Raw genomic sequence first — 22,838 nt, forward strand, 5'->3', positions numbered from 1 at the left:
CCACGCCGATATGGTATTCATAAGAGGCAGTCATGCTTCCAACTCCCTTGTTGAGATCTTCGAAACCCCAATAAGGTAAGCCGAAAGGCTGGAAGTATGACTGTCCCTCGATCATCACCTGCATCTCAGTGATCCGTTCTCTCCAGAGGCGACCTCTTTCATGTCACCTCCCGAACTGGAAATCCCGTCTAAAACATGACATATATGGCTTATATCAACCAATATGGTCAGTCTGGCATGATGGGTCAAGGCACAAGGGACACAATTCTCACCCCGGCATTGTGCCGGGCGGCTCGCGGGTTGCTTGACTGGACGCAGCTCGACCTTGCAGAGCATGCGGCCGTGTCACGCAGTACTATCCGCGACTTTGAAGGAAAGCACCACGAAATACATCGTGCAACCGAAGCGCAGTTGCGTCTCGCCTTCGAAAAAGGTGGCGTCGTGTTTGTGGACGTCGAGGGGACGGGAACGTGTCTTGGGCTCACTTCCAGCCGAAGGTGACGGTCTAGTTGCCGGCAAGGCAGGTCGGCAAAATCCTGTAAGCAAAGATCGTTTTACCGCGATAATAGCCTTCCGTCGGCTGCCAGCTCCGTACTAGCTCGGGCGGTTGCGCGCAGTCCACCGAATGCGTCGTCACGAAAAGGACCCTCTCAGCAACATCGCCCGGCAGGGCAAAGGTCTGCTCGTAATAATTATCCGGTGCGCCGACAGGCGGCTTCGCATAGATGCGGACCGGATCGTTTCGCAGTGTATGGAACATGTCCGCAAGGAGATCACGGCTGTCGCTGACAATGATCGAACTGGCCGTTTGCCGCGCCAGCTCACCAGCCTCGCGGCTGATAGCACTGCGGCCGAGATAGCGCTTCATGACCTCGCTGCCGTTCGGCAGCACCAGCTGGTGCGCAAAGACCGCTGCAAGAGGAAACAGGAGGCTGGCCGTACCATTTATAACAAGCGAAACGCGCAAGCCTTTGGGCCAGAGGCGATCAAGCAGCCACACGGCAAGGATCGTCCCCGCGATATAGGCCGTCACGCCCCAGTTGGCATAGGCTTTTGCGACCAGCGCCTGAAGTGTGATCATGAGAACGACGGGAATAGACAGCCAGATCAGCATCGTTTCCCGACGGTCGCTTTTCCCCTTCAAAGCACGCGCGACGGCCCAAAGCATCGCGAAGAACACGATTGGTCCAACGACGCCGAATTGTGCCAAGAAGAATTCCAGGCCTCCGGCAACGTCGATGCGCAGCTTGCTCCAGTGCGCGATATTGGTGGTGTGACGGACCGTTGTGCGGTCATGCGTGAGGTTCCACCAAAGGTTTGGAGCAGCGACAGCAAGCGCAACGATGACGGATACGAAAAAATCGCGCCAAGCTATGCGCGCGCTCGGCAGCAGAATAAGCGCGATCAAGCCGCCCGGCACAACGAACAGGATCGCGTATTTCGACAGGAACGCGCAGCCGAAGGCGAATCCCAAGAGGATGGCTAAACCAGCGGAACGCTTCTCAATCAGGCCGAAATAGGCCCAAAAGGCGACAGTCAGGAAAAAGAGAAGCACGACATCGGTCGAAAAGAACACCGACGATAGCGCAACGCCCGGCAAAGTGATGAAGGTCGCGCCGGTCCACCCTTCGATCTTGGGTCCGACAAAACGCCTGGCCGTCCTCATCAGCATGATGGCAGTCGCCATATGGATCAGCGGTCCACTAACCCTAATCCAATAGATCGCCGTAGATCCCGCGAGCTCGGTCACCGCTCGTATCACCCAGGCGATCATCGGCGGCTTTGAATAGTAACCAAAATCGAGATTTTGAGACCAGAACCAGTATTGCGCCTCGTCGACGAACAGATCGGTTGTGTCGAAATGAAGGGTAACGATCCGCCAGAGCGTCACGCCAAGGATGATGAAGAGGCCAAGTCTGGCAGTCATGAGCAAGAAAACCCGCTGAACACAAACGCTGGCGTAGAGTCAAATGCCAACGCGCCAGCGCATGAGCTCTGTTACCGCCTAGTTATGGAAATTCAAAGGACGCGCATGGCAATCTGACCACGGGTCGATTCAATGCGGTCCAGCAGCGCAACGGCTGCAAGAACAGCAATTGCGAGGAAGCAAGACCCCAATCCGAGAACAATCATTGCCCAATCCTTCTGACGTCATGTCACGATTATGTCTGGGCGTATAGCACAAAGCTTGCGCCGGACTTGTAGCAGCGATGCAACGCAAGCCCAGTAATTCGTAGATGGTTATTCGGGCCTGCTGGAAAGTCGGCATTCATAAAATGCGCATTAACCTTCAGGCAAGGAATTAACCATAAACATTGCATGAAACGTCGGAATGGGAAAATTCACTCGTTCCCACTAGGCATGACGCCGCACCGCCGTACCGGTCAATCCGGAATCCATCTCTTCAAGCAGCTCCGAAGCAGAATCTACTGATCGGGAGGCTTCAGGCCGCCGGCGGCCGCCGGAGGCAAGCCACCTGTCAGCAACCTACCTGCCGCTCGGGGCAACAGATTAGTGACGGGCCTCGTGCCCGGCATGTGGTTGGGGGCAGGCGTTGGGGCAGGAAATGCCATCAGATCAGGCACGAGGAGCGCAGGCAGGAAGCTTGCGTGACCGACTGCGCTTTGCCGGTCTCGATGCCGAACACTGTGATCTTGTCCGGCGCCATCGCGTCGATCTTCAGCAACACCTGACGGCCGGCCTGCGTGATCTCTTCCAGCGGTTTCAGTCCTTTCCCGACGCCGCACGGAATTTTGAAAGTGAGCGCCAGGTTGAGCGGCTCCACGACCTGCAGGCCTCGCACTGGGACGTTTTGACGGATGCTCGTTTCGATAGCCTTTATGCCGAGCGCGTGAAGGTTCTGTCCGATTCCGAGAGCAAAATGGGCCTTGACCCGCGCTGGCACGTTGCTGGCCATGGCGTTGTTCTCGAGCATGTCATCGCTGGCCTTGCAACCGAGCTGGCCGGCCGTTCCTTCCTGCCGAGCAGCCGTCGTCGCGCCAAGGAAATCTCTGACCTCATGTCGGCAATCATTCGCCTCGTGATGGTGGATGTCGAGATTGCCGTTTCCCTCCGTTTTAACGCCCTGCGGGCGACCCAGCAGCGCGCGCTCGCCGACCAACGCAACAGTGACAAAGCCGAAATTGCTCGCGTTTTCGCCGATGTGATCAATAGCCTTGCTGCCCGTGATTTGACGGTTCGAGCAGTCGTCGAGGAAGACGGCGCCCATCGGGACATCGCGTTGGCGCTCAACGGCGCGCTGGATGCCGTCCAGTCCGAGTTTCAGGCAATCGCCGAAAGGACCGCGGTTGCGGGAACGTCCGTGCAAACGCTGGGCGATGCCTCCAAGCAGTTCGCCGGAAATGCATCCGCTCATGCCCTGCAGTTGCTCTCCTCTGCCGCCGTCCTTGCCGACCTCTCGCAAAGCGTCCGCCACGGTGCCACGGGCAGCCGTGCGGCCGAGCAGGCCGCGGCATCGACGCGCACGGCAGCCGAAGAAAGCGGCGAGCTCGTCGGACGCGCGATCGCTGCCATGTCCGATATCGAGCAGTCCGCCGAGAGAATCGGCCAGATTATCGGGGCAATCGACGAGATCGCCTTCCAGACCAATCTATTGGCACTCAATGCCGGTATCGAGGCTGCCCGAGCAGGTGATTCCGGGCGCGGATTTGCTGTCGTCGCGCAGGAAGTGCGGGCTTTGGCACAGCGCTCGGCGGACGCCGCGCGCGAGATCAAGACGCTTGTTAGCACCACCAAATCGCAAGTAGACGCAGGCGTCCAAATGGTCGGACGCACTCAGGATTCGATCGGCAACATCGTCCGCCAGGTCAGCGAAATCAACACCGCGATCGCCGTTGTCGCAACTCAGGCAAGCGAGCACGCTGCGAACATGGACCTCGTGACGGCCGAGGTAAAAGGGCTTGGCGTGCAGATGACCGAGAACGCGGCTTCGGCCGCGCGTTCCGCTGAAGGAGCGGACTACCTGCACACGGTTATAGTCGAACTCGGCCAGACGATTCGCGAATTTCGCATTGCCCGCCAGAACGCCGAGCCCGCGCGCCGCGCGCCGCTATCGGCCTTTGTGATCGATGGCAAGCAGACTGCCGATGTCGTGGCCGAAGACGAGGATTTCGGATTCGCGCAGCCGGTCGCTTCGGTGGGAGGGCGGATTGTTTACTAACAGACCAGTATGTGAGTGCCGCTCACGTTTGTTGAGTGGGAACCAGGAGACAAGGAAGACCTGATGGCGGCAAGAAAAACTGGAAAGACGCTGAACCTTTCAGCGGTGCTTGATCTGAATGAAGCGACCGCGCTTCGCGACAAGCTTGCGTCGTTGCGCGGCGCCGATTTGGCGATTGACGCCTCTGCCGTCGAACGCGTCGGCGCGCTGAGCGCTCAGGTTCTCATGTCTGCCGCCAAGACATGGGATCAGGACAAGTTCGCATTCAGCTTCAGCAAGGTTTCGGACGCATTTCAGAAAACCATGCAGCTGATTGGTGTCGACATCCACCATCTGCTCTCCAAGGAGAACCGGCAATGAAGAAAAAAGTGCTTACCGTGGATGATTCACGGACCATCAGGAACATGCTTCTCGTAACCCTCAACAATGCCGGCTTCGAGACGATTCAGGCGGAAGACGGCGTCGAGGGCCTCGAGGTTTTGGAAGAGTCCAATCCTGATGTCATCGTCACCGACATCAACATGCCGCGCCTCGACGGTTTCGGCTTCATCGAGGGAGTACGCCGCAACGATAAGTATCGCGCGATCCCGATCCTGGTTCTGACGACCGAGAGCGATGCGGAAAAAAAGAACCGCGCGCGTCAGGCCGGCGCCACCGGCTGGATCGTCAAGCCATTCGACCCTGCCAAGCTGATCGATGCCATTGAGCGCGTAACCGCTTAAACCCAGGATTTTCTCCTATGGATATGAACGAAATCAAAGAGATCTTTTTCCAGGAGTGCGAGGAGCAGCTCGCTGAACTGGAATCCGGTCTTCTGAAAATGAATGATGGCGATCGCGATCCGGAAACCGTCAACGCAGTGTTCCGTGCTGTCCATTCGATCAAGGGTGGTGCTGGCGCCTTCGGTCTGGATGATCTGGTCGCTTTCGCGCATGTCTTCGAGACCACACTTGATTGCGTTCGTTCCAACAAGCTTGAGCCGACACAGGACGTCCTGAAGGTCATGCTGAAGTCAGCAGACGTGCTGGCCGATCTCACCAATGCCGCCCGCGACGGCGGCAGCGTCGATGAAAGCCGCAGCCGCGGCCTGGTGAAGGAATTGGAAGCGCTCGCCAACGGCGAACTGCCTACGCCGTCCGCAGCCGTGGAAGCTCCGGCAGCGAAGCCGGCGCCCGTTACCGCACCGACTGCCGCAGCCCCAGCGCCGAAGCCGACTGATGACAGCGGCTTCCAGCCGATACCCTTCTCTTTCGATGACTTCGGGGGCGAGGAAGAAGGCAGCTCCGATCTGCCAGCCTACGAAATCACCTTCAAGCCCCGTTCGGACCTCTATTCCAAGGGCAATGATGCAACCCTGCTGCTGCGCGACCTCTCCCGTCTCGGCGAGATGAGCTGCTATTGCAACATGGATGCGCTGCCCGGTCTCGATGACCTCGATCCGGAAGCGGCCTATTTCTACTGGAACGTGACGCTCAAGACGGACAAGGGCGAAGACGCGATCCGCACCGTCTTCGAATTCGCCGAGTGGGATTGCGATCTGCAAATCGCAGCCGTCGAGGCACGGGCGGCCGCCGTCGAGGCCGAAGAATTGCCGATGATTCCGGTTCCCTTCGACCTCTCCATCCTCGATGAGGGTGCTGCCGAAGCGCAGGCCTCTCAGCCGAAATCCGATGCCGCCGCCGCCGTTGCCGCTGCCGAGACGGCTTCCAACGTCACACAGATGGCTGCCGCCGCTGCCCGCGTCGAGAAGAAGGAATCTGCTGCCGCTGCTGCTGCTGCGACTGCGGCTGCCGCCGCGCAGAACAATGCCGCCGCCGGCCAGACAATCCGCGTCGATCTCGACCGCGTTGATCGCCTGATCAACCTCGTCGGCGAGCTTGTTATCAACCAGGCGATGCTGTCACAGAGCGTTATCGAAAACGATACGACCGGCACGTCGTCGATCAATATGGGTCTTGAGGAGCTGCAGCAGCTCACCCGCGAGATCCAGGATTCGGTCATGGCGATCCGCGCTCAGCCGGTAAAGCCGGTCTTCCAGCGCATGTCGCGTATCGTTCGCGAAATCGCCGACATGACCGGCAAGACGATCCGCCTGATAACCGAAGGCGAGAACACCGAAGTCGACAAGACGGTCATCGACAAGCTGGCCGAGCCTCTGACGCACATGATCCGCAATGCCGTCGACCACGGCATTGAGACGCCAGAGAAGCGCGCCGCCAACGGCAAGAACGTCGAGGGTACGGTTCGCCTGACGGCGAAGCACCGCTCGGGCCGCATCCTCATCGAGCTCGCGGACGATGGCGCGGGCATCAACCGCGAGAAGGTGAAGCAGAAGGCGATCGCCAACGAGTTGATCCCGGCCGATGCCAACCTGACGGACGAGGAAATCGACAACCTGATCTTCCTGCCGGGCTTCTCCACGGCTGATAAGATTTCCGACATCTCCGGCCGCGGTGTCGGCATGGACGTCGTCAAGCGCTCGATCCAGGCGCTCGGCGGTCGCATCAACATCACCTCCAAGCCGGGCCAGGGATCCGTCTTCACGATGAGCCTGCCGCTGACGCTCGCCGTCCTAGACGGCATGGTCGTCACGGTTGCCGGCCAAACGCTGGTGGTGCCGCTGACGGCGATCGTCGAAACTCTGCAGCCGGAAGCCTCGGCGATCCACTCATTCGGCGCAAACCACCGCCTGATCTCGATCCGCAACAGCTTCTGCCCGCTGGTGGACGTCGGCCGGATCCTGAACTTCCGCGCAACCCAGGCGAACCCCGTTGAAGGCGTTGCTCTTCTGGTGGAATCGGAAGGTGGCGGACAGCGTGCCCTCATGGTCGACGCGATCCAGGGCCAACGCCAGGTCGTCATCAAGAGCCTCGAGGCGAATTACACCCACGTTCCGGGCATCGCTGCCGCAACTATCCTCGGCGATGGCCGCGTGGCGCTCATTCTGGACGTCGATGCCGTTGTCGGCGCTTCGCGTGGTCAGACGCTGAAGCAGGACGTATCGCTGGCAGCGGTAGGATAGGACTATGTCATATGCCGTAAAAAATCTGAACGAGGGGGACCGCGAGTTGATCGCGTTCCGCGTCGGGGATCAGGAGTTTTGCGTAAATATCATGTCGGTTCGCGAGATTCGTGGCTGGACGCCCGCAACGGCGATACCTCGCTCGCCGTCCTACATGAAGGGTGTCATCAACTTGCGCGGTGCAGTGCTGCCGATCATTGACCTGTCGGCCCGTCTCGGCATGAAGCCGGCAGTGCCCTCGCAGCGCCACGTGATTATCGTGGCGCAGGTCTACCAGAAAATCGTCGGCCTGCTGGTCGATGCTGTGTCCGACATTCTGACTGTCACCGAAGACAATGTGCAACCGACGCCGGAAATAGCCTCCGAACTGCAGCGTCAGTTCGCCCGCAGTATCCTGGCGATCGACAAGCGCATGATCTGCCTGCTCGAACTTGAAGCCATTTTCCCCGAAACCGAAAGCGAAGCTGCATGAATGTCCTGAGTGCAAAAGACATGCGGCAGGGAAGCCCCGAGGAGGTGCTGGCGAGCGGAGAGTATCCGCTGACGCGCCGCGACCTTACGGAAATCGCCGCGATGATCTATTCGGATGCAGGCATCTTCCTGAACGAGACCAAGGCGTCGTTGGTTTACTCGCGTCTGTCGAAGCATATACGCAACCTCGGCCTGTCGGGATTTCGGGAATATTGTGCGCTCGTCTCCTCGCCGGCCGGTGCCGCGCCTCGCCGTGAGATGCTGTCGCATTTGACGACTAACTTTACGCGTTTCTTCCGCGAGAACCACCATTTCGAGCACCTGCGTGACCATGTGCTGCCGGAATTGCTGCATCGCGCGAAGACTGGCGGTCGGGTCCGCATCTGGTCGGCCGCCTCCTCGGATGGCCAGGAGCCCTATTCGATCGCGCTCACCGTTCTGTCGATGATGCCTAATATCGCCGACTACGACTTCAAGATTCTGGCAACCGATATCGATCCGAAGATCCTGGCGATTGCCCGCGCGGGCGCCTATGACGAAAATGCGCTTGAAACTGTCTCGCCCGCCATGCGCAAGCAATGGTTCAGCGAGGTCGAAGCTCAGGGACGGCGTAAGTTCCAGGTCGATGATCGCGTCAAGCGTCTGATCACCTACAACGAGCTGAACCTGATGGCGCAGTGGCCGTTCAAGGGCAAGTTCGACGTCATCTTCTGTCGGAATGTGGTGATCTACTTCGATGAGCCGACGCAGATGAAGATTTGGTCGCGTTTTGCGGAGTTGATGCCGGAAGGTGGCCACCTCTACATCGGTCATTCCGAACGCGTCTCCGGTGACGCCAAGCATGTTTTCGACAATGTCGGAATCACGACCTACCGCTATACGTGCAAGGGCGTAGGGAGGAAGGCATGAGCGCACCAGCTAAAGTTCTCGTCGTCGATGACTCCGCCACCATGCGCGGCCTGATCACGGCTGTGCTGAGCGCCGATCCCGAGGTCAACGTCATCGGTCAGGCAGGCGACGCGCTTGAGGCGCGCGAGGCGATCAAGAAGTTGAACCCTGATGTCGTGACGCTCGATATCGAGATGCCAAATATGAACGGCCTCGATTTTCTCGAGAAGATCATGCGGCTGCGCCCCATGCCTGTCATCATGGTCTCGACACTGACCCATCGCGGCGCCGATGCCTCGCTCGCAGCGCTTGAAATCGGCGCATTCGACTGCGTCGGCAAGCCGCTTCCGGGCGATGCGCGTCCCTTCGGCGATCTGGCCGAGAAGGTGAAGGCGGCCGCCCGTTCACAGCGCCGCCAGTACACGCAGCCGGCGCCGGCCGCTCCGCCACCGGCGGTGGCCGACTTCCGCGTCGGACGCAAGATCGTCGCTATAGGTTCGTCGACCGGCGGCGTCGAGGCATTGATTGCGGTGCTCCAGAAGTTTCCGGCAAACTGCCCGCCGACTGTTATCACGCAGCATATGCCGCCGACCTTTACCAAGAGCTTCGCGGAACGCCTCAACCGGCTCTGTGCGCCCGTCGTGCAGGAGGCGACGGACGGCGCACGCCTCGAGATTGGTAAGATCTATCTCGCACCAGGCGGCGAGCGCCATCTGCAGGTTACCAGCGCGCATGCGCCTTGCTGCCGCCTTATCGAACGCGATCCGGTGAACGGTCACCGGCCATCCGTCGATGTGCTGTTCGACTCGGTGGCCGAGCTGGCCGGTCGCAACGCGGTTGGCGTAATCCTGACCGGCATGGGGCGCGACGGAGCCGCGGGTCTCCTGAAGATGCGTCATGCCGGCGCCCGGACCCTTGGTCAAAATGAAAAGACTTCAGTGGTCTATGGAATGCCACGGGTCGCCTACGAACTCGGTGCCGTCGAGCAGCAACTGCCCCTCAACGCCATCGGCGAAGAAATTCTAAAAATGACAGCCGCCCGAAAGGAAGGAACGGACTAATGTCTATCGCAGAGAAAATCAAAGTTCTGATCGTCGACGATCAGGTCACCAGCCGTTTGCTGCTTAGCGACGCACTGACCCAGCTCGGCTTCAAGCAAATTACAGCTGCCGGTGACGGCGAGCAGGGCTTGAAGATCATGACGCAGCAGCCGCATCACCTCGTGATTTCCGACTTCAACATGCCGAAGATGGATGGCCTCGGCTTCCTTCAGGCTGTTCGCGCCAACCCGGCGACGAAGAAGGCGGCTTTCATCATCCTCACGGCGCAGGGCGACCGCGCACTGGTCACGAAGGCCGCACAGCTTGGTGCCAACAACGTTCTCGCCAAGCCCTTCACGATCGAGAAGATGAAGGCGGCTATCGAAGCCGTATTTGGAGCATTGAAATGAATCTCGACGTTGCAGCCCGCCGCGTCAATATCATCCAGGGCGAATGGAAGGTCCTGAATGATCCGAATGCGGTTCTGACGACCATCCTTGGATCGTGTGTGGCTGCATGCCTGCGAGATCCCGTGGCGGGCGTTGGAGGAATGAATCACTTCCTCCTGCCGGGAACCGGAAACACGCCGATGACGGGCGCAGACGCCACGCGTTACGGCGTCCATCTGATGGAATTGCTTATCAACGGGCTCCTCAAGCAGGGCGCGCGCCGCGACCGCTTGGAGGCCAAGATCTTCGGCGGAGCGAAGACGATCTCGACATTCTCGAATGTCGGCGAACAGAACGCCGCTTTCGCTGCGCAGTTCCTGAAGGATGAAGGTATTCCCCTCGTCGGCTCAAGCACAGGTGGTGATCACGGGCGCAAGCTCGAATACTGGCCGGTTTCCGGGCGCGCTCGGCAGTACCCGTTGACCGGTGCGGAAACGCAGAGAACTGTTGCGCTTGAGCAGCGTCCGGCGGCTCCGCAAAAACCCGTCGAAACCAGCATCGAATTCTTCTGAGGGCGAGGACCTTATTGATGACCGTGAATGCAATGACACAGCAGCCGTCGCCCGTTGAAGCCCTGCCTGATGTCCTGACGCGTATCGTTTCGGAATTGCATGACGTCGCCTATTTGCTCGAGCGGATCGAGCCGCAGCTCCTCGAAGTGGGGGGCGGTGCCGAACTGCTGAACTCGCCAGAAAGCATGAAAGTGATGCAGGGGATTGATCTCGCCGTGCAGAAGACACGCGGTCTTGCCGAGTTCATCGACACGATTACCGGAGAAATCCCGCAGGATTGGGCAGTCGATGTTGCAACGGCGTTGAGCCTGGTGAAACTCAGCGAAATGCAGCGGGCGCTGGGTGGTGCTACATACCATAGCAATGTGCAGCCTTTGTCGAAGGCAGCCGGAGACTTCGACTTCTTCTGATCCGCCTTTACTCGCACCTCCACGAAACGCTCGCACAAGTTTCGGCATCTATCGTCGAAATGAGGCAATAAGCCCGTTTTGTCTGTGACGGTCGTGCGAGAACAGAATGAATCTGTTAAATCAATTAGTTCAAGTCTTTAAGAACTTCAGTTCGCTAGGGCGGAATCGCCTGCTGATGCTGGCCGGCGTGGGCGTCGTTTCCGTCGCGCTCATCCTGGGAGCGGCCTTTTTGGTCAACAAGCCGGCGCAGGAAACGCTCTATGTCGGGCTCGATACGCCTGATCTAAACCAAATCAGCATAGCGCTTGCCGAAGCGAATATCGGCTTCCAGGTGGGAACAGACGGGACCAGCATTACCGTTCCCGCTGGCATGACGGGCAAGGCGCGTCTCCTGCTTGCCGAACGCGGTCTCCCGAACAGCGCCAACGCAGGCTATGAACTTTTCGACAACGTCGGCTCCCTTGGCCTGACCTCGTTCATGCAGGAGGTCACGCGGGTTCGAGCGCTCGAAGGCGAAATTGGCCGCACGATCCAGTCGATCTCGGGTATCACCGCTGCACGCGTCCACATCGTCATGCCCGAAGTCGGTAATTTCCGCAAAGCCGAACAGAAGCCGACCGCTTCCGTCATGATCCGCGCAAGTGCCGCTGCCGGCCGCAACGCCGCGACATCGATCCGCCACCTCGTCGCGTCGGCAGTTCCCGGCCTCGACGTCGGTGATGTGACGATCCTCGATTCGGCCGGGCAGCTGCTCGCTTCCGGTGACGAAGCCAGCAACAGTTCGTTGAACCGTTCCCTGAACATCGTTCAGAACGTTCAGGGCGAAGTTGAAACCAATATCGACAAGGCGCTCGCACCATTCCTCGGCATGGATAACTTCCGCTCCAGCGTCACGGCGGAACTGAACACCGACAGCCAGCAGATCCAGGAGACGACCTACGATCCGGAATCGAAGGTCGAGCGCTCTGTCCGCACGACCAAGGAAGCCTCTCAGTCGCAGCAGAAGCAATCCGACAACGCCACCACCGTCGAACAGAACATCCCACAGGCAGCGCCCGAGTCCGGCGGCGCCACCGGTCCGGAATCGCAAGACAAATCAGACAAGAAAGAAGAACAGACCAACTACGAAATCAACAGCAAGACGACCGCGACAACACGCAACAGCTACAAGATCGAAAAACTCTCTGTCGCCGTCGTCGTCAACAAGGGCCGTATTGCCCAGATGGTCGGCGAACCAGCCGACCAGGCAAAGGTCGACGCCTATCTCGCTGAGATGCAGAAGATCGTGGCATCGGCCGCCGGCATCAGCGCCAACCGTGGCGACGTCGTGACCGTCACGGCTATGGACTTCCTGGAGAACCAGCTTCTCGAGGAGACCGGCAGCGGCGTCCGCGTCATGGATATGCTAAGCCGCAACCTCGCGGGCATCATCAACTCGCTCGCCTTTGTCGCAGTCGCCTTCCTGGTCGTCTGGATGGGTGTTCGCCCGATGATCCGCAGCGTGACCGGCAATGGCGCGGCGGTCCTCGGCGATACCTCGCCGGAAAGCGCCGGCCTCGAACTTCCGGACTTTGCTCCGGCGGGAGGCGTGGGCGCAGGCGGCGCACTCATGGATGGTTTCGGTTCGGACTTCGGTTTCGACAGCACCGAGGATCTACTCAGCCTCGGCGACGACGACGGCAACTTCAATCGTCGCGTCAAGGAAGGCCCGGAACGCAAGCTGGCGCGAATGGTCGAGATCAACGAGGAACGAGCAGCGAAAATCCTCAGAAAATGGGCGGTCGACAACGCCGCATAATAAAAAGGCCGGGCGACCGGCCTTTTCCTTTGTCTGCATGCAAGAACGCAATCCCGGCGCGTTTTGACAGGGCTGGGGTGTGTGCGTGAAGATTTCTGAGGATAGGCTTGACACGAGCTCGATAATTGCTCGCGTTTTACGCGAATCGTGTTGTCAGAATTCGCCGAATCACTCTAATTTAATGGTTCCTTAACAGGCGGATTTTGTGCGCGAATCAGGGCACGGAATGCAGGAAATGTAAATCCCAAGAACTCGGAGATGGTCAATTGTGCCGCCTGTCGTAATCTTGGGTGATTCGCGGAGAGGTCGTAATTTGTTCAGGAGCATGCGGATCAAGCTTCTGTCGTAGGTGGTTTACAGCCGCGGGGTTTTGCCAATGGACATGCATATATTGCAGGCTCTGAAGAGCGACACGCATAAGGCAAACTTCGTTGGCATCGCAGCGACAAACCTCTCTTCACGCGACGAACTTATCGCACAGCTATGCGAGATCTCGAATACGGGACGGTTGCAACCGGGGCTGCGCGCACTGACGGATTATGTTGGCGCGTCGCACTATCTCTTGGCGCGAGCGGATCTGGTGCAGGAGGCCGGTCTCGATTTCGTGGTCTCCTCGGATTGGCCGTTCGACCTCGTCACCAACCTGGCGCATGCCTTCGTCGGCGGCTTTGCTCGCGCGACCGAACTCGAAAAATGCATGCAGCTCTTCCAGCCGCATTTCGCTCTCCTGCCGGATACGGCCGACGCGCCGGATGGCGCCAGCAGGCAGTACTGTTCGCTGATGTTCAACATCGGCCGCTCGCGTCTCGTGCTTATGTTCCTGTTTGATGATGGGTTCATTCTATCGCAGGAGCGATTGCGGGACGTGGGGCTTTTGGCCGCCTATTTCACGAGCTTCCTGCAATGCGGTGCTTCGAAGGCTGACCGCGACTTCGAATTGACCGATCGGGAACTGGAGTGCCTTTTCTGGATTGCCGAGGGCAAGACGAGTGACGAGATTGCGATGATCCTTGGCATCTCTCGCAACACCATCAACAATTACATCACCAGCGTTATGCGAAAGACGGCAACGAAGACTCGTTCCGAAGCCATCGCGTTCGCGGTGAGGAACAATCTTGTTTAAGGGGCGGCGTTATGGGGCAGCCATCCAATCGGTCGATGGGAAATTCGGAAGCGATGCGCGCTGTGCGGGTTAACAAGGTGGCGAGCCGGTCAGACCTGTTTCCGCGCCTGATTGGCATGCAGAAATTCGCCGATGCGCAGAATTTCGCGGTCTACCGCATCACCGGCGCCGGCGTTCCGGCAAAACAGCGTCTGGTTTGCGAACTTGAGAATTGGGGGCCTTCAAACATTGGTTTCAGCAGGGCGTTCATCGACGCCCACGGTGAGGCGTTGCTCGATCACATCGAGAAGTCGCTTCTTCCGGTCGTATGGGGTGGTAGGCTCGATCATGCTGCTCCCGGGCCTGCTGCCATTGCTCCTTTCATGACCCGCCTGAAAGACGGGCTGCTTCCGTTTTCAGGTATGGCGTTTCCGGTGCGCCTTGGCGCCGTTGGCAACGGCTTCGTTGTCTTCACGGGTGACGATCTCCAGCCTGCGAGCGACACAATCGTCGAGCTGCACGCGAGATCATGCCAAATCATGATCGACCTGCTCTCGCTCGACGAACGCCGTGTCGCCGCTGCCGAAGCTCTCAGCGAGCGCGAGATTGCCTGTCTGCAGCTTGCCGGAGATGGTCGCATCAGCGAAGAGATTGCTGACAAGCTCGGCCTTTCGGTACACACCGTCAACGCCTACCTCGGCTCCGCAACAATCAAGCTGGATTCGGTCAACCGCATCCAGGCGATCGCGAAGGCGATTCGCCTCGGCTACATAAGCTGAAAAGGCTGCCCAGGTGCTTCAACCGGCCAGTGCCCGCAATGGCTCGACGTTATAGCGCGCGTCGCGCAGGCTCCGCTCGAGGAAAGCCGTGTTTTCATCCGGATCCGCAGAAGGATTCTGGAAGGCGATGTGGTTGATCTCGATCCCGGCATACTCTTCGGCAAGCGTGAGCTGCGCATAGATCGTAACGCCGCTCGGCTTGATTTCGAGATCGATTATGACCTCAGGCTTGCCACCCCACTCCAGAGTATAGCTGCCACCGTGGCCGAAATTGACCGTGCCAGGATGGAAGAAAAGCTCGGCAGCCGAGGATACCAGATCGGAAAGATTGCCGTGGTACTCGAAGCGCAGAAGAGAGATGAGGTCTGAAGCGTCCAGAAGCCGCAATTCCGTGGCCACTGGGCTGATAGCTTCAGCCAGGATTTTTTCACGCTGGGTAGAGTAGGGGCATTTTTTCATTCGGCTATCTTACCCGTTTGTTCTTGGCTTGCGCCGCATAAACCCGATGGATGAGTTCCGCGACTGCCTTATAGAATACAGACGGTATGACACTATCGACCGAGACTTGCGCAAACATGGAGCGCGCGAGCGGCGGGTCTTCAAAAACGGGTATGCCGTTCTTTTCCGCGATCTCTCTGATTTTCAATGCAATTAGGTCCTGCCCCTTGGCGACGACGACGGGTGCGTCATTCTCCTCGCGTACGTAGCGAAGCGCGACGGCGAAGTGGGTCGGGTTGGCAATCACAAGCGTCGCTCGATCAACGTTGGCGATCATGCGGCGGCGGGCGCGGTCGCGCATCACCGAGCGCTGACGGTTCTTGATGAAAGGATCACCCTGCGATTGCTTGTTTTCTTCCTTGATCTCGTGCCGCGTCATCTTCAGTTCGGTGAACCAGTGATAGCGCGTCCAGAAGAAGTCGGCGATTGCGACCACCGCCGTGGCTAACAGCACGACGATGGTGATTTTCCGCATCGAGGTCATCATGCGCGCGAAGATCGTCTGCGGATCGGAGAACATCGCGTCGATCGCGTTGAAATACTCGCTCTTCAGCACGAGGAACATGACGACGCCGACGATCACGATCTTCATCAGCGATTTGCCGAACTCAACGAGGCCGGGCAGGCTGAAAAGCCGCGACCATCCTTTGGCGATGGAAATACGCGAAAACTGCGGCCGAATGCGCTCAAGCACCGGCGTCGGCAGGTTCTGCGAGATCGACGCGGCGACCCCAAACACAATGAACAGGATGAAGGCCGGTGCGAGCAACGCCGCCGAAACCCAGCCCAGGTGAATGAACAGGGAAAGGACGTCCGGTCCCGTTTCGATCTTCCATTGATCGGGTTGCTCGAAAATATCCTTCAACGCCACGCCGACCCTGCTCAGTCCGTCCGGCAGGAAGAAGATGATGTAGACGAAGGTGGCAAGAACGGTGGCAAAGAGCGGGACCTCCCGCGAGAACGGCACGTTTCCTTTCTCGGCAGCGTCGGTTTTCTTTTTAGCTGTCGGGTCTTCTGTTTTGCTGTCCTTGTCGTCGTCGGCCAAGGCCGAGGCCCTCCATCAAAAGAAACGGTCGCGCCAGGGCGCGGCCTTTCCTGAAGGTATCTCCCTTTTGCCGCCGCGATCAACCGCAGCAGCGGGGAGGGGAGGCTTCGTTCACAACAACAGCGCCTTAGGCGGCTGCGGAACCTTCGCCCTCTGTCTCCTTGAGCTGGATCTGGCCCGAATTTGCCAGGCGAATCGCTTCCTGGGCGATGGCGCGGCGTGCAATGGCGATCTCGCGCGGATTGATGCCGACGGTTCCACTCTGCAGATCCGATTCGATCATGCGGCGCTGACGCGGACTGATGGAGGCGAGAACCGCCTCGCGCATTTCGGCAGACGACCCGCGCAGCGCCATGGTCAGAATGTCGGCCGAGATATCGTTCAGCAGCATCACGCGGCTGCGCTGCGGCATGAGCATGAGGTCGTCGAAGAGGAATATCTTCGGGCGGACCTTGTTGACCGATTCGCGACTGATCGATTCGAGCGAGGTGAGCAAGGTATCGACCTGCGGCTTGTCCATCTCGTTCATCAGCTCGGCAACCTTCGTCGAGCCGATCGAATTCTTCTCGGCATCGATCTCCGCTAACAGGCTCATCACCTGCTTCTCGATGATCTGTGCGGCCTTGGGGCTGACGGACTTGAGGTTGACGGTTCGGTTCATGATGTCCGCGCGACGACCATCCGGAATCTGCATCAAAACCTTGGCGCCGAACGAGGAGGGCATCATGGAAAGAATATAGGCAACCGTCTGCGGATGTTCGCGCAGGAGGAACTTGCCGATGAAGGCGGGATCCCCCTCGCCGAGACGGTCCCAGATTGACGTCTCGTAGGCCTGGAAGGTAGTGCGACGGCCAAGAAGGCTATCGACTTCGTCGGGCGTCAGGCCTTCTTCAAGGATGCTCTCGATCGCCCTGGCGTTATCCATAAGACCGGCGCCTTCGGTGAAAAGATCCTCGAATTCGGCAACAAGCCCGAGCAACTCGTCTGGCGGGATGGCGCGCAGCGTTTGCGCCGAACCGATGATTGTCTGCAGCTCGGCCTGCGTGAAATATTTCAGCAGCCTGCCGGCGACCCCTTTCCCCATAGCGAGGAGAACGGCCGCCGCCTTTTCAGCCTGGGTCAACGGTTTCTCGGCTAGAGCGCCGCCGAAATCGTCAAAGTCCATCATGGTCTAACCTCTCCGTCCCTGCACCGGGATCAGGCTTTTTTCGTACTCAAAACTTCTATCAGTTTAACGCCGAAACGCGTGTCGTCGTTTTCCAGGACAGTGATTTCGCCGCGAGCGATCTTGCGGCCGTTCACCATGATTTCCACCGGTTCACCGATCTTCTTGTCGAGCGCGATCGTTGCCCCCTCGTTCAGGTTCATCAGCCCGGCGACCTGCATGCGGCTGCTGCCGAGCATGATCTGAACGTCGATCGGAATGTCCATGATCAGATCGAGGTTCGACTGCATTGCGCTGCCGAGCGGGGCTGGTGCGGAAGCGACCGCACCAAAGGAGCTTTCGCCGAAATCGGCAGAGCCGCCGAAGTCGGAGGTTGCGCCAAAATCGCTGCCACCGAACGCGGGATCGCCAGCGGTATTCTCGAAATCGCCGCCAAAGGCGGAAAGATCGGTGCTGCCGCTGAAGGTATCGCTCTCTGCGGCGAAATCGGGCAGACCGCCTTCCGCGTCGGTCTTCAGGACGCCGCGCAGGTCATCGATGGCCTGATCAAGCTCGGCCTCGTTGCCCGGGAGCTCCAATGAAAGGTCGCTGTTCTTGGGTGTCTTCTTCGTCGCCATGAAATCACTATTCCAGTTGAAACTTGCCTCAAGCTGCCGTGCGGCCAGCCCGGTTGGAAAATGGGCTAATTCATCAAGTGGCGGATGAGCTCGTCATCCGAGTTAATCGTATCCTTCACCCGGACGGTATAATTCTCGCCCGAACGTCCAAACTCGCAGACGTACAATTCCTTGCTGTTGGCGCTGACTTCGACGCGGACATCGCCGCGATCGTAGAAGGGAATGACGTCGCCGGCGGCAAGCTTTGAAATGGTCCTGAGCGTCAGGTCCTGCAGACGGATCTTTGCGTTGAGGGTTACCTGCGAGCGGCGTACCTGCTCGCTGAGCTGGTCGCTCCATTCGGACGATTTCGACGACTGTCCCGCGGCTTTGGGAGCCGTCACGGTCGTTTTAAGCAGAGCGGCCTGAGGAACGATGACCGAGAAATCCGAAGTGATGCCGGAAAGCGTGACCGTCATATTGATTGCGGCAGCAAACTCGTCGGGTTTGTCATCGGCCGGCTTGGCGCGCGTCTCGAATGCATGCGGAGGTTCGAGATTCGGCTCGAAGCCCCCTTGTGCGTTCACGGCTGAGCGAAGGACATTGGCGATCTTCTCGAAAACCATGACCGCCAGATCGAGCTCGATCACGGAGAGCAGGCGATCCGCCGGCTGCTCGACGGTGTCGGCGGCAGCACCCAGCAAATGCTCCATTAGCGTGATGATGAAGCTATTGCCACATGCCAGCGTAATGTTCTGCGACCAGTTGCGGAGTGTAGCATCGACAAGGGTTGTGTTGCCGCCGAGATCGGCGACCAGGTCGTTTTTGTGGCCGGCGTCGCAACCAATATAGGCCACCTCGACGTCGAGGTTGGTCTCGCTCTTGATAATGTCGGGCAGGAAGACCGTATAGACATCACCGAATGCGCTGCAGATCTTCTCGACAGTTGCCTTGTCGCCGAGCCTTCCGGTCAGCTTGGCAAGAAGAGCTTCGTCCATGAGGGGTTTTCTTAAAGGAGCGTTCATGATCGTTTACGCCGCCTTGTTCTCGCCGCCGGGGTTCATCATTTCCTGCTCGACTGCGTCGATCGAAGGACGCTCGTAGGCAGAGATCGTCTTGCGGCCGTATTCGAGGGCGACCTGCGGCACGGAGCCGTTCATGTAGGCAAGCAGCGTCTGTTTGACGATGACATACAGGCGATGCTGCTTGTTGCGGACGATCTTGATCTGGGAAACGATCGGCTGGCACACGCAGTAGGACAGGAGAATGCCGAGGAAGGTGCCGACGAGTGCCGACCCGATCAAGTGGCCAAGCACTTCAGGCGAATCATTGATGTGTGCCATGGCCTTGATGACGCCGAGAACGGCAGCAACGATACCGATCGCCGGGAAGGCGTCACCCATGATCTGAATGGCGTAGTACGGTTTCATCTTGTCATGAAGGATCGTGTTGATCTCTTCGTCCATCAGCGCTTCGATTTCATGCGAACGGGCATTGCCAATGATGATCAGACGGACGTAGTCGCAGATGAATGCCGTCAGTTCCTTATTCTTGAGGATCGTCGGAGCGGACTGGAAGATCGACGACTCTGCCGGATTGTCGATATGGGCCTCAATCTCGTTGCGTGACTTCGTACGCAAGTCGCGCATGAGGGAATAAAGGACGCCGAGCGTATCGAGGTAATTTCGTTCCTTTGGGACCGTGTGCTTGAACGCTTCACCGAGTGCCTTGCCGGAATCCTTTACGACCTTCATCGGGTTGCCCATCACAAAGCTGCCCAGGCCGGCGCCGCCGATGATGACGAGTTCGAAAGGTTGCCAGAGGGCGTCGATATGGCCGCCCATCGCCATGAAACTGCCGATGATGCAGCCGACCGTAATCACAAATCCGATAATGATATTCATCGTCAGTCCAAACCTGATCGTTATTTTCAACAGAAGGGATAGGGCTGCTGGCTTGCGTGAGGCTGATGATTGCCCGGCGAATCAAGCTTTTCCATGCCAGCTTCGCGCAAGCATTTGCTGTCAGCTTGTTGGTGACGAATGGGCATCCGTGCCTGTTTCTGAGATGCCGCCTCAGCGAAATCCGTGGTCGAACCGATTTCAACCACCCCGGATTTCGTACCGTTCATCGCCAATGCAGGAGCCTATCGGGATGCAATCCGGTCTTTATGTTTCGTTGTCGTCGCAGATCGCACTCGAACGTCGCCTCACCACCATCGCTGATAACATGGCGAACGTGAACACGACTGGATTCCGCGGGACGGAGGTGAAGTTTGACGAAATGCTCGGTGAGACCGGCAACAAGATCAATGCAAAGATCGCCTACGTGTCACAGGGCAACGACTATCTTTCTGGCGACAGCGGCGAGCTCGAGCATACCGGAAACATGCTCGACTTCGCGATTAAGGGCGATGCGTGGTTCTCACTGGATACGCCGGCTGGCAAGGTTCTGACCAAGGATGGCCGCTTTACCATGAAGGAAAATGGCGAACTTGTTTCGGTCCGCGGCTATCCGGTGCTCGATGCCGGTGGTTCGCCGATCACGCTCAACAAGGCCGCCGGCGAACCGAAAGTCGGCGCAGACGGATTGATCTACCAGGATGGCCGGCAGGTCGGTTCGCTGGGTCTCTTCGAGGCCGATATCAGCAAGGGCTACCTGCGCTATGAGAACAGCGGCATCATGACAACCGAGCAGCCGCGTGCAGTCACCGATCGCTTCAATGTCGGCGTCCAGCAGGGCTATCTGGAAAACTCCAACGTCAACGCCATGCACGAAATCACCCAGCTGATCGAAGTCAATCGCGCATTCGAGAGCATGACGTCGCTTTCGAAGGACAGCGAGGCTTCATTCAGCGAAGCGATCAAGACGCTCGGCGGCAGCCGCTAGCCGAGGTCTGATGCATGAGCAACACGCCGCTCACCGAAGCCGACCTCTCGCCGAAGCTCGCGCATCTCGCCGGACTGGTGGCTCGCTACTCGAGTCCCGAATTCCTGGTCGCTCCCGGCGGCCACGTCCAGACGATCGCGGCCGGCCACTACACCGTGACCGGACTGTCTCGGCATGTGCGGCTTGGCGAATTCGTGGCACACAAATCGCCGACCGGAATCCACCTTGGCGAGGTCGTCCGCGTCGAACCTGAACTGACTTACGTTTGCCCGATCGAGCCGGGCGAACCGATCGGCATCCACGATACGGTTATCCGCAAGGGCGCTTTCCGCATTTCACCGTCCGGTAGCTGGTGCGGACGCACGATTAATTCTCTATGCGAGCCGATCGATGGCCTAGGACCGATCGTCGAAGGACTCGGCCGCCGCTCCATTTCGAATACGGCACCGCCGTCCATGACGCGAACGCGTGTTGAGAAGGGCTTCAAAACGGGCGTTCGCGCCATCGACATCTTCTCGCCGCTGTGCCTCGGCCAGCGCCTCGGCATCTTCGCCGGCTCGGGTGTTGGCAAATCGACGCTGCTGTCGATGCTGGCGCGCGCCGATGCCTTCGACAAGGTGGTAATTGCGCTTGTTGGCGAACGTGGCCGCGAAGTGCGCGAATTTATCGAGGATACGCTTGGCGAAAACATGAAAAAGGCGGTTGCCGTCGTTGCGACAAGTGACGAGAGCCCGATGCTGCGCAAGATGGCGCCGCTGACGGCTGTCACCATCGCCGAGCATTTCCGCGATCAGGGCGACAACGTGCTGCTGATCGTCGATAGCGTCACCCGATTTGCCCACGCCATCCGCGAGGTCGCGACCGCGTCCGGCGAACCGCCGATCGCGCGTGGTTATCCCGCTTCCGTTTTCACCGAGCTGCCACGTCTGTTGGAGCGCGCAGGTCCGGGCCCCGAGGGCGCGGGTACGATCACCGCGATCATTTCCATCCTGGTCGATGGCGACAACCATAACGACCCGATCGCCGATTCGACGCGCGGTATTCTGGACGGCCACGTCGTCCTGCAGCGCAGTCTCGCGGAGGAGGGACGCTACCCACCGATCGATCCGCTTGCCTCGATATCCCGTTTGGCGCGCAAAGCCTGGTCACCGGATCAGGAGAAGCTGGTCTCGCGCCTCAAGACGCTGATACATCGTTTCGAGGAAACGCGCGACCTACGTCTGATTGGCGGTTACCGCCAGGGTGCCGACCCTGACCTCGATATGGCGGTGAAGCAGGTACCGATTATTTACGATGTTTTGAAACAGTCGCCGGGCGATGTCGATTCGCGGGATGCCTTTGCGGATCTGGCTGCGGCCCTGAAGGCGGCGGCCGGCATCGGCGGCCAGCCCAATATCCGCAGGTAGAAAGGCGTGAAGTGACCGATTTCGACGACGATGAGAAGATCGCCCCGCTGAAGCCTTTGCGGCGCAAGACCGTTTTCCTCGACCGTGCCCTGACCGTTGCCGGCCTTGTCATGGCGGGAGCGTCAGCATTCTTTCCGTGGTACGTCTTTCTCAACGAGGACAAGTTCGGCATCAATGTCGCGCAAGGCGACCGGACGCGCGACCTCCCTGACTGGCCGGCACGCAACGTCTTCAGCGTCTCGCCACTCGCGATGGCCAACAAGAACCCATACGAAAAGAAACCCGAAATTCCGATCGATCCGCTGACGACGGCGACAGTCTCCAATATCGGTAAGGAAGACGACAAGGGGCCGCCGGCCGAAGAGCAGCCGTTTCCAGGAAAATCAGGCTTTCGTCTGCTCCACGTGGCAAACGGCCGCGCTCTGATCGAGGACGGGTCGGGCATGTATGTCGTACGCGTCGGATCCATTCTCCCGGACGAAAGCCGTCTGGCGACGCTCGAGGAGCGCGATGGCAAATGGGTCATCATCACGTCCAAGGGCGATGTGTATCAACACAATTAAGTGCTGACCCGCCATGCAACGAATG

The 22,838-nt window shown here is 58.9% G+C and carries 25 protein-coding genes; 17 read left to right on the forward strand and 8 right to left on the reverse strand.

Going from position 1 to position 22,838, the window contains the following annotated elements:
* Positions 1–195: 195 nt before the first annotated feature.
* Positions 196–501 carry a helix-turn-helix domain-containing protein gene (locus tag BN77_RS34680; RefSeq protein WP_007530049.1) on the forward strand — a complete coding sequence of 102 codons (306 nt, stop codon included), beginning with the start codon at positions 196–198 and terminating at the stop codon, positions 499–501.
* Positions 502–505: 4 nt separating this feature from the next.
* On the opposite strand, the gene BN77_RS07260 is transcribed toward BN77_RS34680, so the two are convergent.
* On the reverse strand, positions 506–1,927 hold the full coding sequence (locus tag BN77_RS07260) for a glycosyltransferase family 39 protein (protein WP_007530050.1): 1,422 nt from the start codon (positions 1,925–1,927) through the stop codon (positions 506–508).
* Positions 1,928–2,566: 639 nt separating this feature from the next.
* On the opposite strand from BN77_RS07260, the gene BN77_RS07265 reads away from it, so the two are divergent.
* From BN77_RS07265 to visR, 13 genes are all read left to right on the forward strand, one after another.
* The gene (locus BN77_RS07265) at positions 2,567–4,180 is read left to right on the forward strand and encodes a globin-coupled sensor protein (RefSeq protein ID WP_007530051.1); all 1,614 of its coding nucleotides are present in this window, start codon (positions 2,567–2,569) and stop codon (positions 4,178–4,180) included.
* Between the two features lie 63 nt (positions 4,181–4,243).
* A complete protein-coding gene (locus BN77_RS07270) occupies positions 4,244–4,540 on the forward strand; it encodes an STAS domain-containing protein (protein ID WP_007530052.1) in 297 nt (98 codons plus the stop codon).
* On the forward strand, positions 4,537–4,902 hold the full coding sequence (gene cheY1, locus BN77_RS07275) for a chemotaxis response regulator CheY1 (RefSeq protein ID WP_007530053.1): 366 nt from the start codon (positions 4,537–4,539) through the stop codon (positions 4,900–4,902). The genes BN77_RS07270 and cheY1 overlap by 4 nt, the downstream gene beginning before the upstream one ends.
* Before the next feature lie 17 nt (positions 4,903–4,919).
* Entirely contained in the window at positions 4,920–7,202 is a 2,283-nt protein-coding gene (locus BN77_RS07280) for a chemotaxis protein CheA (protein WP_007530054.1), read from the forward strand.
* A 4-nt stretch (positions 7,203–7,206) separates the two neighbouring features.
* Complete coding sequence (locus BN77_RS07285; protein ID WP_007530055.1) at positions 7,207–7,674, forward strand: chemotaxis protein CheW; 468 nt, start codon at positions 7,207–7,209, stop codon at positions 7,672–7,674.
* Positions 7,671–8,582 (forward strand): protein-glutamate O-methyltransferase CheR, encoded by a 912-nt coding sequence (gene cheR / locus BN77_RS07290; protein WP_007530056.1) that lies wholly within the window; start codon positions 7,671–7,673, stop codon positions 8,580–8,582. Before BN77_RS07285 ends, cheR begins: the two co-directional genes overlap by 4 nt.
* Positions 8,579–9,622 (forward strand): protein-glutamate O-methylesterase CheB, encoded by a 1,044-nt coding sequence (cheB, locus tag BN77_RS07295; RefSeq protein ID WP_007530057.1) that lies wholly within the window; start codon positions 8,579–8,581, stop codon positions 9,620–9,622. The genes cheR and cheB overlap by 4 nt, the downstream gene beginning before the upstream one ends.
* Complete coding sequence (locus tag BN77_RS07300; protein ID WP_007530058.1) at positions 9,622–10,011, forward strand: response regulator; 390 nt, start codon at positions 9,622–9,624, stop codon at positions 10,009–10,011. Before cheB ends, BN77_RS07300 begins: the two co-directional genes overlap by 1 nt.
* The gene (gene cheD, locus BN77_RS07305; protein WP_007530059.1) at positions 10,008–10,562 is read left to right on the forward strand and encodes a chemoreceptor glutamine deamidase CheD; all 555 of its coding nucleotides are present in this window, start codon (positions 10,008–10,010) and stop codon (positions 10,560–10,562) included. The genes BN77_RS07300 and cheD overlap by 4 nt, the downstream gene beginning before the upstream one ends.
* Before the next feature lie 17 nt (positions 10,563–10,579).
* The gene (gene cheT, locus BN77_RS07310; RefSeq protein ID WP_007530060.1) at positions 10,580–10,972 is read left to right on the forward strand and encodes a chemotaxis protein CheT; all 393 of its coding nucleotides are present in this window, start codon (positions 10,580–10,582) and stop codon (positions 10,970–10,972) included.
* Positions 10,973–11,078: 106 nt separating this feature from the next.
* Positions 11,079–12,770, forward strand: coding sequence for a flagellar basal-body MS-ring/collar protein FliF (gene fliF, locus BN77_RS07315; protein WP_040676850.1), 1,692 nt, complete (start codon positions 11,079–11,081; stop codon positions 12,768–12,770).
* A gap of 376 nt (positions 12,771–13,146) precedes the next feature.
* On the forward strand, positions 13,147–13,893 hold the full coding sequence (gene visN, locus BN77_RS07320) for a transcriptional regulator VisN (protein WP_007530062.1): 747 nt from the start codon (positions 13,147–13,149) through the stop codon (positions 13,891–13,893).
* Positions 13,894–13,904: 11 nt separating this feature from the next.
* A complete protein-coding gene (gene visR / locus BN77_RS07325) occupies positions 13,905–14,651 on the forward strand; it encodes a transcriptional regulator VisR (protein ID WP_007530063.1) in 747 nt (248 codons plus the stop codon).
* Between the two features lie 18 nt (positions 14,652–14,669).
* Here the strand turns inward: visR and BN77_RS07330 are convergent, their stop codons facing one another.
* The 7 genes from BN77_RS07330 to BN77_RS07360 all read right to left on the reverse strand — a co-directional run bounded on the left by BN77_RS07330 (position 14,670) and on the right by BN77_RS07360 (position 20,086).
* The gene (locus tag BN77_RS07330) at positions 14,670–15,110 is read right to left on the reverse strand and encodes a hypothetical protein (protein WP_007530064.1); all 441 of its coding nucleotides are present in this window, start codon (positions 15,108–15,110) and stop codon (positions 14,670–14,672) included.
* A gap of 4 nt (positions 15,111–15,114) precedes the next feature.
* The gene (flhB, locus tag BN77_RS07335) at positions 15,115–16,194 is read right to left on the reverse strand and encodes a flagellar biosynthesis protein FlhB (protein ID WP_007530065.1); all 1,080 of its coding nucleotides are present in this window, start codon (positions 16,192–16,194) and stop codon (positions 15,115–15,117) included.
* A gap of 127 nt (positions 16,195–16,321) precedes the next feature.
* Entirely contained in the window at positions 16,322–17,362 is a 1,041-nt protein-coding gene (gene fliG, locus BN77_RS07340; RefSeq protein ID WP_007530066.1) for a flagellar motor switch protein FliG, read from the reverse strand.
* Positions 17,363–17,391: 29 nt separating this feature from the next.
* Complete coding sequence (fliN, locus tag BN77_RS07345) at positions 17,392–17,976, reverse strand: flagellar motor switch protein FliN (RefSeq protein WP_007530067.1); 585 nt, start codon at positions 17,974–17,976, stop codon at positions 17,392–17,394.
* A 65-nt stretch (positions 17,977–18,041) separates the two neighbouring features.
* Positions 18,042–18,980 carry a FliM/FliN family flagellar motor switch protein gene (locus BN77_RS07350; protein ID WP_040676851.1) on the reverse strand — a complete coding sequence of 313 codons (939 nt, stop codon included), beginning with the start codon at positions 18,978–18,980 and terminating at the stop codon, positions 18,042–18,044.
* Between the two features lie 6 nt (positions 18,981–18,986).
* Positions 18,987–19,859 (reverse strand): flagellar motor stator protein MotA, encoded by an 873-nt coding sequence (gene motA, locus BN77_RS07355; protein WP_007530069.1) that lies wholly within the window; start codon positions 19,857–19,859, stop codon positions 18,987–18,989.
* Between the two features lie 26 nt (positions 19,860–19,885).
* Complete coding sequence (locus BN77_RS07360) at positions 19,886–20,086, reverse strand: hypothetical protein (RefSeq protein ID WP_157224437.1); 201 nt, start codon at positions 20,084–20,086, stop codon at positions 19,886–19,888.
* Positions 20,087–20,109: 23 nt separating this feature from the next.
* Between BN77_RS07360 and flgF the strand changes: the two genes are divergently transcribed.
* From flgF to BN77_RS07375, 3 genes are read left to right on the forward strand one after another with little or no spacing between them, the layout of a single operon-like run.
* Positions 20,110–20,844 (forward strand): flagellar basal-body rod protein FlgF, encoded by a 735-nt coding sequence (flgF, locus tag BN77_RS07365; protein WP_007530071.1) that lies wholly within the window; start codon positions 20,110–20,112, stop codon positions 20,842–20,844.
* Positions 20,845–20,858: 14 nt separating this feature from the next.
* On the forward strand, positions 20,859–22,250 hold the full coding sequence (gene fliI, locus BN77_RS07370; RefSeq protein ID WP_007530073.1) for a flagellar protein export ATPase FliI: 1,392 nt from the start codon (positions 20,859–20,861) through the stop codon (positions 22,248–22,250).
* Positions 22,251–22,261: 11 nt separating this feature from the next.
* Positions 22,262–22,813: a hypothetical protein gene (locus BN77_RS07375; RefSeq protein ID WP_007530075.1), complete on the forward strand. Its 552-nt coding sequence runs from the start codon at positions 22,262–22,264 to the stop codon at positions 22,811–22,813.
* The last annotated feature ends 25 nt before the right edge of the window (positions 22,814–22,838 follow it).

Origin of the sequence: Rhizobium mesoamericanum STM3625 (assembly GCF_000312665.1) — a bacterium.
GTDB lineage: Bacteria > Pseudomonadota > Alphaproteobacteria > Rhizobiales > Rhizobiaceae > Rhizobium > Rhizobium mesoamericanum.